Annotated in this window: 10 protein-coding genes; 1 reads left to right on the top strand and 9 read right to left on the bottom strand. The window is 65.9% G+C overall.

Annotated features, from left to right (window positions below; genetic code table 11):
- Positions 1–190: 190 nt before the first annotated feature.
- From DDE13_RS21275 to DDE13_RS21240, 9 genes are all read right to left on the bottom strand, one after another.
- Complete coding sequence (locus DDE13_RS21275) at positions 191–556, bottom strand: anthrone oxygenase family protein (RefSeq protein ID WP_222626170.1); 366 nt, start codon at positions 554–556, stop codon at positions 191–193.
- Between the two features lie 179 nt (positions 557–735).
- Positions 736–1,392 (bottom strand): FMN-dependent NADH-azoreductase, encoded by a 657-nt coding sequence (locus DDE13_RS21270; protein ID WP_111406226.1) that lies wholly within the window; start codon positions 1,390–1,392, stop codon positions 736–738.
- A gap of 400 nt (positions 1,393–1,792) precedes the next feature.
- Positions 1,793–2,278: a YHS domain-containing (seleno)protein gene (locus DDE13_RS21265; RefSeq protein WP_111406225.1), complete on the bottom strand. Its 486-nt coding sequence runs from the start codon at positions 2,276–2,278 to the stop codon at positions 1,793–1,795.
- 54 nt (positions 2,279–2,332) lie between these two features.
- Positions 2,333–3,196 (bottom strand): cysteine hydrolase, encoded by an 864-nt coding sequence (locus tag DDE13_RS21260; protein ID WP_111406224.1) that lies wholly within the window; start codon positions 3,194–3,196, stop codon positions 2,333–2,335.
- Positions 3,197–3,368: 172 nt separating this feature from the next.
- Positions 3,369–3,629, bottom strand: coding sequence for a hypothetical protein (locus tag DDE13_RS23095; protein WP_162631157.1), 261 nt, complete (start codon positions 3,627–3,629; stop codon positions 3,369–3,371).
- A 375-nt stretch (positions 3,630–4,004) separates the two neighbouring features.
- Positions 4,005–4,964, bottom strand: coding sequence for a helix-turn-helix domain-containing protein (locus DDE13_RS21255; protein ID WP_235868806.1), 960 nt, complete (start codon positions 4,962–4,964; stop codon positions 4,005–4,007).
- Positions 4,965–5,084: 120 nt separating this feature from the next.
- Complete coding sequence (locus DDE13_RS21250) at positions 5,085–5,705, bottom strand: pyridoxamine 5'-phosphate oxidase family protein (protein ID WP_111406222.1); 621 nt, start codon at positions 5,703–5,705, stop codon at positions 5,085–5,087.
- A gap of 10 nt (positions 5,706–5,715) precedes the next feature.
- A complete protein-coding gene (locus tag DDE13_RS21245; protein ID WP_111406221.1) occupies positions 5,716–6,180 on the bottom strand; it encodes a nuclear transport factor 2 family protein in 465 nt (154 codons plus the stop codon).
- 83 nt (positions 6,181–6,263) lie between these two features.
- On the bottom strand, positions 6,264–6,812 hold the full coding sequence (locus DDE13_RS21240) for a carboxymuconolactone decarboxylase family protein (protein WP_111406220.1): 549 nt from the start codon (positions 6,810–6,812) through the stop codon (positions 6,264–6,266).
- Between the two features lie 109 nt (positions 6,813–6,921).
- On the opposite strand from DDE13_RS21240, the gene DDE13_RS21235 reads away from it, so the two are divergent.
- Positions 6,922–7,821, top strand: coding sequence for a bile acid:sodium symporter family protein (locus tag DDE13_RS21235; RefSeq protein ID WP_111406219.1), 900 nt, complete (start codon positions 6,922–6,924; stop codon positions 7,819–7,821).
- The last annotated feature ends 152 nt before the right edge of the window (positions 7,822–7,973 follow it).

Raw genomic sequence — 7,973 nt, 5'->3', positions numbered from 1 at the left:
CTCCGTTTTCGATCTTGAATCAGAAATGAGACCAAACGGGAATCCCTTGATTGCAGACACGGCCTAGTCCTCCCGGCCTTCTGCATACGGAAAATGCTGCGCGTTGCATGGATGACCGGTCTGGGGAAGCTGCGGCGTGGCATCGGTGCTACTGGCGACCGGCAGCTGTGGGCCGAAAAGCCACACACTTCTATGCCTCTGAAGTTTTTTCTTGCATGGGGCGGAAATAGCCCTCGGCGGTTGTTCTGGTCACCCCGAAGCACCCGACGAGGTAGACGACCCCGGCCGCGAGTGCGAGAGTACCGGGCGGACCTGAAAGGCGCGCTGCGGCGTAGCCGGCGATCACAAGCGATACGACAGCCATCCCCAGGAACAAGGTCATGAACACCCAGCGGAAGACCTCGCGGTTGATGACCTGCATCGCCTCTATCCCGCCGGCACCGCGCATGAGTGCCAGCGAGCGTATGATGAAGTCCGAAAAGGCGAGGAAAACGCCGCCGACCAGCGCATAGGCGATGATGGCGAATTGCATGAGGAAGCAGAGGAACGGCGACATGACAAGGTCTCCTTGACGGCGGCAGAACCCCGGGGCGGGCGACACCCGCAGCCGGAGCTCTGTGGATCAGGCGGCGCTCGCCCAGGCGCCGGACTGTGCGGCGGCGAGGGTGCAGCCGCGCGGAGGTCGCCGAGAGCATCTCGTCCGGGAACAGAGCGGTATCGACATGGCGGCTTGCCTCATGCGACCCGGCTGGCCGCCGGGCATGCGAGCCGGCTCACCAGATCGCCGACCGCCCTCGAAGCCGCTGCCTTCGACGCCTCGTGCCTGTGATCGCCGAACTCCTGATACTCGATGCCGACATGGTGAAACTTCGACATCCCGAGGTACCGCGACGCGAAACGCAGATGCGGGACCAGCATGTCGCCCCCGTCGTTCATCTCGCCCGGTCCGAAACCGAACTCGCCCCAGGAGGTCAGCGCGACGACCGTCTTGCCCGACAGCACCGGTACGAGAGGCCGGTCGCCGCGGGCGAGATCGAAGCTGAAGGTCTTGTTGACCCGCACCACCTGATCGAACCACGCCTTCAAGGCCGCAGGCATGCCGTAGTTGTACATGGGCGTCGTGAAGACGATGACATCCGCGGCCGCAACCTCGGCGATCAGCTCGTCGGAGGTCCTGGTGAGTTCTCGCTGGTCCGCGGTCATCTCGACGCTGAAGACAGCCGCGATCCATGCTTCGGTGATGATGGGCGGCGGCGTCATTCCGACATCCCGGGTCAAAACCTCGACGTCGGGTTCGCGCGCGGTCCATTCATCGATGAACTGGTCGCCCAACTTGCGCGACAGGGATCGCGCGGCACGGGCGCTGGCGTCGATTCTGAGGATGCGTGTCATTTCATGGCTCCTTCTTTCCGGTGTCAGGTGTGGCTGTATGGTCGTTCAGATGGCCGTCGGGCGTGCGATGGATTCCCGGACGGGAGTAAAGCGCTCAGCATGCCCAACGGCGTTGTCGACACGCCCACCCGCTGCTCCGGCGTTGCCGATCAGGAGAATGGAATTTGTTTGCATGCTCTTCCTGGTTGGCTTGGGGTGACGATAGGACGATAGCGTATGCGCCGCTGCGCGATCTCGGCGGTCCCTGCCATCGGCACTTGCGCTGCGGCCTTTTACGGACAGACGGCGGATGCCAAGGCGCAGGTCAAACGCGGTGTGGCAAGCACGGTGGTGCGTCCGGGCGAAACGGAAGTCCCGGGCCCCGATGATCGAGGTCCGGAACGGGCCGATGTGCCTCGGCTCAGAGATCGCCAATTGGGGTCGACACGATGTCCGGCCAGGTCTCGTAGGCGCCGCGGATGACTTCCGCGCTGTTCGCCAGGTACTGTTCGAAGATCGCGGCGTTGACGAAGAGATAGAGCTTGCCATCAACGATGTCGGCAAACCGGACATCGCCGTCCAACTTCTTGCCCTTGTAGACGCCGAAGGCGCAAAAGCCGCCGAACTGTGGCAGGTAGGCGGCAGGATCGGCGTCGAACGCACGCTGCGCCGCCGGCGTGGCGAAGTAATAGTCCACGCCGTCATGCACCGAGGTGTGGACGGCATCGCCCGGGCGCGCCGCGATGCTGTCGAACATCGACACGGGGTCGATGCCATGCAGTCCGAGCGGGTTGCCGGTCAGCGTCAACCCGTTCGAGACGTTGTACTCGTCGGCGGCCATTGCGGCCGAACCAAGGGCAAGCGTCGCAGTGAGGGCCATGGCGGAGATGCTGAGAATGGTCTTCATGGGTCTGTTCCTCTTCAGGTGTTGGGGGTGGGGTTGGGGTCGTCGGTCGTGGGGTCAGGCCGAGCGCGCGATGCGCTCGACGGTGTCGTCGGTCCACCAGACGCCGTTGGCGACCATGCGGAAGTTGATGAGCGCGGCGAGATAGCCGTCGCCTTCGGGCACCTTGGCGCCCGCGGTGGCGTCGCGCACAACGGCGACCTCGAAGCCAAGCTCGAGCAGCTCGTAGAGATGCGCCTGGGTGCACAGGTTGGCCGACATGCCGGCAAGGATCACCTTGTCGATCCCGCGCTTTCGGAGCTGCAGGTTCAGGTCATTCTGGGCGGGGCTGTAGACCTTGTGCGGCGAGCAGATGACCGTCTCGCCGTCCTCGATGTACTTCTTGTACTGCGGCATCCAGTCTGCGCCGGAGCCTTCGAAGCCTTCGAGGCTCAGGGGGCCGGGGCGATCGAACATGCCGATCGAGTGCATGGTCCGCTCGAGTGTGCCCTCGAACTGCCACCGGTGGTCATGCGGATAGTAGTAATGCGGCGAGATGAAGACCAGCATCCCCGCGGCCTTGGCGGCGGCAAACAGGCGCTCGATGTTGTCCACCGTGCCCTGTTCGGTCACGCTTTCGCCCACGACGCCCCAGGTGACGCCGTCCTCGGACAGGAAGTCGATCTGCGGGTCGGTGACGACCAGCGCCGTGCGGCCGCGTGCGATCTCCATGTCGACCTGCGGCAGACCGGGCTCTGCGGGGTCGGCGTAGTGGGCGCGCGCCTCGTCGGTGGCGGCGGTCGCAGCGCCACCGGCAACGGTAACAGCCCCCGCAGCGGCGGCGCCTGCCGCCCCCGCCATCAGGCGCCTGCGCGCAAGGTCGACCCGTTCGGGCGTGACGTCGCAGCCGCAGGCGTGGTCGTGAGTGTGAGAGTGTTTCATTTCAGGTTTCCTTCTCGGTGGTGGTGGCACCACGCCGGACGGCGCGCTGCCTGGGTTGTTGGGGTCGGGTTTTCTTCTGTGCGGCGCACCTCTCCTGCGCGCGGCAGGGGATCGGCCGCGTGGGTAACGGCTTTGCGTCGCGCGGGGGTTTGTGCGCGGCCGCCGCGCCTTGTCAGGTCACGCGGGTGGAGGTCTGGATGCTCGCGGGCGGCCTGGCGTCTGCCGCGCCAAAGACGGTCTCGGTGTGCGCGAAGCCTCTGCCCGGCATCGTGAACGGCAGGGCGAGGACGCCGGTCAGAAGGGCAGCGGCGACCGTGATCAGAACCAGGTAGGTCATCTCGCCGATCCGGATCGGGGGCTTCGAAGTCGCTCGGGACCGGCGATCGTCGCGCCGCCCGGTCGGGGGGTGATCTGTTCTTGTCGTCTCGTTCATGGCGGCCTCTCGGTTGAGGTGAGAGGTCTTGCCGGGCTCCTCCCGGCATCCGACCTCTCCGGGGGTCGATGGGCCTACGATATCTCTCCGAGGGGCTGCGGTATTGGCCGGGCCTGCCAGGCGCATGGCCGTGCCTGCCATTGCCCGGTCGACCGCTCAATCTGGTCCGTGGGCGGCGGCCATCCGGATGGGCGCGGGCGTCTCACCCTGCCCTCGGCCGCCCGGCGGGGGGCTGTTCGTTGCGCCCTGTCATGCATGTTTCTCGGATGTCGGCGGACGCGGCGGGCTTGCGCGCGCCTGACCCCCGGCCTTTTTCCAGGCCGGCGCCGCCACTGTCATGACCATTCCCGCATCAGCCGATGCGGCCGGATGGCGCTAAGGGTCCGGGAACTGCTGCCGGAACTGCGCGGGGGCCTGTCCGACCCAGCGCTTGAATGCCCGGCTGAACGTGCTTTGCTCGGAAAAACCGGTCAGGAAGGCGATCTCGGCGATCGAGCTCGTGCTGTCCCTCAGAAGCTCCTGGGCGAGCGAGGATTGCGCCTCGGTGAGGACGTTACGGAAGGTCAGCCCCTCCTCGTCAAGGCGGCGATAGAGCGTGCGTTCGCTCATCCCCATGTCGCGCGCGACCTCCGCCGCCTGCGGCACGCCGTTGCTGAGCGCCGGTGTCAACCGACGCAAAAGGGCAGCCCGAAGCGAGGGATCGTCCTTGAGCGAGCCGATCTCCGTCTCGAGATGGGCGGTCAGGAAGTCCGATATCGCCGCATCGCCCAGCCGGTTCGGCAGGTCGAGCATCGCGGGCCTCAAGGCTATAGCGTTTCGGTCCGCCTCGAAGTGGACAGGGCAGCCGAAATGCGCGGCATAGCGGTCCGGATCGCTGCGGCACGCGTGGCGGAACGAGACGTGTTCGAGGACCAATTCGCCTTGCACGATCTGGCGCATGTTGCGCGCGGATCCGGCCAATGCACCTTCGTTGCGAAAGTCGAGCACCGGATGATGCCCTGTGCGCGCCTCGAAGACGAGAAACGCTGGATCGCCAGTCGCGTCGAGGCGATAGACCGCCGTATCGGTGACCACTCTCCAATAGCGTTCCACGCGCTCCAGCGATGCGCGCAGCGTCGGCGCCGTCTTGATCGACAGCCCGAGCACGCCGATATCGTCGGCGCGGAGCACCGTGGCATAGGCTTCGAGCAGCGCAACCTCGTCATCGTGCTGACGGCGGATCCAATCCAGAAGATCGAAATAGTCAGTATCCGCAAGCCTGCTGTTCGTCGGTTGCGGCAGACGGCGCAAGACAACTCCGCCGGAGACAAGAGCCCCGTCGTCTCTCAGCGTCATTCCGGCCGCCTGGGCCATCGCACGCGCAAATGCGGCTGTCACGCTGGGCATGGGAAAAGCTAGGCCGAAAGCGTCGCGAGAACCAGTATTTCCTGGCCGCCCCTGAAACGACCGTCTCATTCAGGCGCTCACCTCGCGCAGGAAATCGGCCTTGCGTGCCAGGTCGCGTTCGAGTTCCGCGATCCGGTCTTGCAGACGCGCGACCTCGTCGTCGCGCTCGGTATCGCTCAGGCGGACGGGGATGTGTTGCGGACAGTTCCAATCGAAGGCGACGATCCGGATAATGATGGCACGTTCCCCGGGGTGGCCATCGCCGCCGCGCAGAAGATCGACGACATCCGCGTCCTCGGTGATCCGGACATGGCCCCAGAGCTTCAGACGCTGCTGGCGGGCGTAGTCGACAGCGATGATCGAAACGCGGTCGTCGTGGCGCAGGTTGCCGACGCTGATGTATTGCCGGTTCCCCCGGTAATCGGCGTAGCCGATCGTCCATTGGTCGATGACCTTCACGAAGCCCGGCGCGCCGCCTCGGAACTGGACGTAGGGCCAGCCTGTTTCCGAGACGGTGGCCTGAAAGAAGCCGTCGCGCGCGGACAGGAACGCCGCCTCGCGCGGCCCGAGTTCGCCGCCGTCGTCGCGCTCGGGTGACAACACGCGCGCATAGGTGTCCGCCGATCCGAAGCGCCGCTGTTCCGCGCGGACGCTGGGCGTGAAGGCGATGTATGCATAGGCATTCGGCATGACGCGTTTCCTACAGCCCGAGTTCGGTGAGGCCCGGGTGATCCTCGGGCCGCGCGCCAGGGTTCCAGTGGAACAGGCGCTGCCCTTCGGTGATCGGCAGGTCGTTGATCGACGCGATGCGCCGGCGCATCAGGCCGTCGGCGTCGAATTCCCAGTTCTCGTTGCCGTAGGCGCGGAACCAGGCGCTGCTGTCGTCGCGATACTCGTAGGCGAAGCGCACGGCGATGCGGTTGCCGTGATATGCCCAGAGTTCCTTGATCAGACGGTACTCGTGCTCGCGCGCCCATTTGCGGGTGAGGAATTCGACGATCCGGTCACGCCCCGCGAAGATCGCCTCCCGGTTCCGCCACCGGCTGTCGTGCGTGTAAGCGAGAGAGACCCGTTCAGGTTCGCGGCTGTTCCAGGCATCCTCGGCCAGCCGAACCTTGATCCGGGCCGAGTCGTCGTCGAAAGGTGGCAAAGGGGGGCGCGTCATCTCGCGAAACCTTTTGAGGGTGAGCAGATTTCGCCCCGGTCGCGGGGCGGGAGGGGGGAAACGCGACCGGGGCGTCCGCGGTGTCAGGCGGCGGTGGCGCTGACGACCGGGAAGTCGATGGGCGTGTCGAACGCCTCGTTCAGGTAGTTCGTGAGGGTATTCAGCGCGACATGCGCCACGATCTCCACGATCTCGGCGTCGCTGTAGCCCGCCATCCGTACCGCCGAGACGTCCCCCTCGGTCACTTGCCCCCGCTCGCGGACAAGTTTTGCCGCGAAGACGACCGCCGCTTCGGCCTTCGGGTCGGAAGACCCCCCGGCGCGGTTCGCGGCGATCTCGGCCTCGTCGAGCTTCGCGAGGTTCTTTCCGAGGTAGGCGTGCGCCGACAGGCAGTAATCGCACCCGTTGATCTGCGCGACCGCCAGCGCGATCCGCTCGCGGGTCTGCGGCGTGAGGCTGCCTTTCGCGAGCGCGCCGCTCAGCCCGAGATAGCCCTCGAGCGCGGCGGGGCTGTTCGCAGCGAGCCGGAACAGGTTCGGCGCGCTGCCAAGCGTCTTCCGGACGCCTTCGAGCAGGGGTCGGGAGGCAGCGGGCGCGGCGTCGATCGAGGCGGGAAGCGGGATGCGGGACATGACGTGTTATCTCCATTCGGTTTGATGCCACGAATGTAGGGATGGACCTCACCGTCGTATTGGCTTTCTCTGCCAAGCCTTTGGCTCGATCTGCCACGCCGCCCATGCTATGCGCGCGTCGGGGGCTGAAACCGTGACGACCGACATTATCATCGATGTAGCTGTTCCGGTCGCGGTCTTCGTGATCATGTTCGCGCTCGGTCTTGGCCTGACACTCGCGGAGTTCCGGTCAGCCCTGAAACGGCCGAAGGCTCTCTTTCTTGGGGTCGCGAGCCAGATCGTGCTGGTTCCGGTAGTGGGCTTCCTGTTCGTCTCGGCGCAGCAGCAGGATCCGAGCCTCGCCCTCGGCATCGTGCTACTCGCGCTCTGCCCTGGTGCGGCGATGAGCAACGTGCTCACCCGGATCGCCGGCGGCGACGTGGCCCTGTCCGTGTCCCTGACCGCGGTCAGCAACCTCCTTGCGGCGGCGACCCTGCCGGTGCTGTCGCTTCTGGCAGCGGGACATTTCCTCGGCACCGAGACGTCCCGCATCGACTTTGGGGATCTCACGCTGCGCGTCGCGGCGGTCGCGACGGTTCCCGTGCTTCTGGGAATGGCAAGCCGCCGCATCGTCCCCAGCCTGGTCGAACGGCACGAGCCTGCTGTCTTCCGCCTGTGCCTTGCGGTCTTCATCGCGATCATCGGCTGGTCCTTCATGGAAGTCGCCGACACGGTGCGGTCCGGCCTGTTCCTGATCGGCTGGCAGCTTGCGGTTCTGACCTTCCTGCTGCTCGGCCTGGGGTTTGCCGTCGGGCAGGTCTGCGGTCTGTCCGCACCGCAGCGGACAACCATCGCCGTCGAGACGGGTGTGCAGAACAGCGGGCTGGGGCTTGCCGCGGGGGCGATGCTATGGGGCGATACGGCGGGTTTTCCGCTCTTCTCGATACCTTCGGTCGTTTACGGCGCGCTGACCTATGCAATGACCTTTCCGGTGGTCATCCTGCTCTCACGCGCCTGGCAGCGCGTCTGAGGCCGGAACATCGAGCAAGGGCTAACCGGCCAAGAGCCGATTCCGAGCAGGGCAACGGTCATTGGGTCAGTGCGCAGCGAAGGTCGGCTCCCCTGAAGGTTTTTCGATGCGGGCCGCGGCGCGACTTGGGCGGCCGGGAGGTGGCGGCCCGC

Origin of the sequence: Meridianimarinicoccus zhengii, from assembly GCF_003254465.1 — a bacterium.
Taxonomy (GTDB): Bacteria; Pseudomonadota; Alphaproteobacteria; order Rhodobacterales; family Rhodobacteraceae; genus Meridianimarinicoccus; species Meridianimarinicoccus zhengii.
The sequence above is the reverse complement of the archived record's forward strand: the minus strand, read 5'-3'. Positions and strand labels throughout refer to the sequence as shown.

Excerpts from the sequence above, each read along its gene's own strand:
- DDE13_RS21270 (WP_111406226.1), bottom strand. The coding sequence starts at position 1,392 with ATGACACGCATCCTCAGAATCGACGCCAGCGCCCGTGCCGCGCGATCC.
- DDE13_RS21260 (WP_111406224.1), bottom strand. The coding sequence starts at position 3,196 with ATGAAACACTCTCACACTCACGACCACGCCTGCGGCTGCGACGTCACG.
- DDE13_RS21235 (WP_111406219.1), top strand. The coding sequence starts at position 6,922 with ATGCGCGCGTCGGGGGCTGAAACCGTGACGACCGACATTATCATCGAT.
- DDE13_RS21265 (WP_111406225.1), bottom strand. The coding sequence starts at position 2,278 with ATGAAGACCATTCTCAGCATCTCCGCCATGGCCCTCACTGCGACGCTT.
- DDE13_RS21250 (WP_111406222.1), bottom strand. The coding sequence starts at position 5,705 with ATGCCGAATGCCTATGCATACATCGCCTTCACGCCCAGCGTCCGCGCG.
- DDE13_RS21240 (WP_111406220.1), bottom strand. The coding sequence starts at position 6,812 with ATGTCCCGCATCCCGCTTCCCGCCTCGATCGACGCCGCGCCCGCTGCC.
- DDE13_RS23095 (WP_162631157.1), bottom strand. The coding sequence starts at position 3,629 with ATGAACGAGACGACAAGAACAGATCACCCCCCGACCGGGCGGCGCGAC.
- DDE13_RS21255 (WP_235868806.1), bottom strand. The coding sequence starts at position 4,964 with ATGACGCTGAGAGACGACGGGGCTCTTGTCTCCGGCGGAGTTGTCTTG.
- DDE13_RS21275 (WP_222626170.1), bottom strand. The coding sequence starts at position 556 with ATGTCGCCGTTCCTCTGCTTCCTCATGCAATTCGCCATCATCGCCTAT.
- DDE13_RS21245 (WP_111406221.1), bottom strand. The coding sequence starts at position 6,180 with ATGACGCGCCCCCCTTTGCCACCTTTCGACGACGACTCGGCCCGGATC.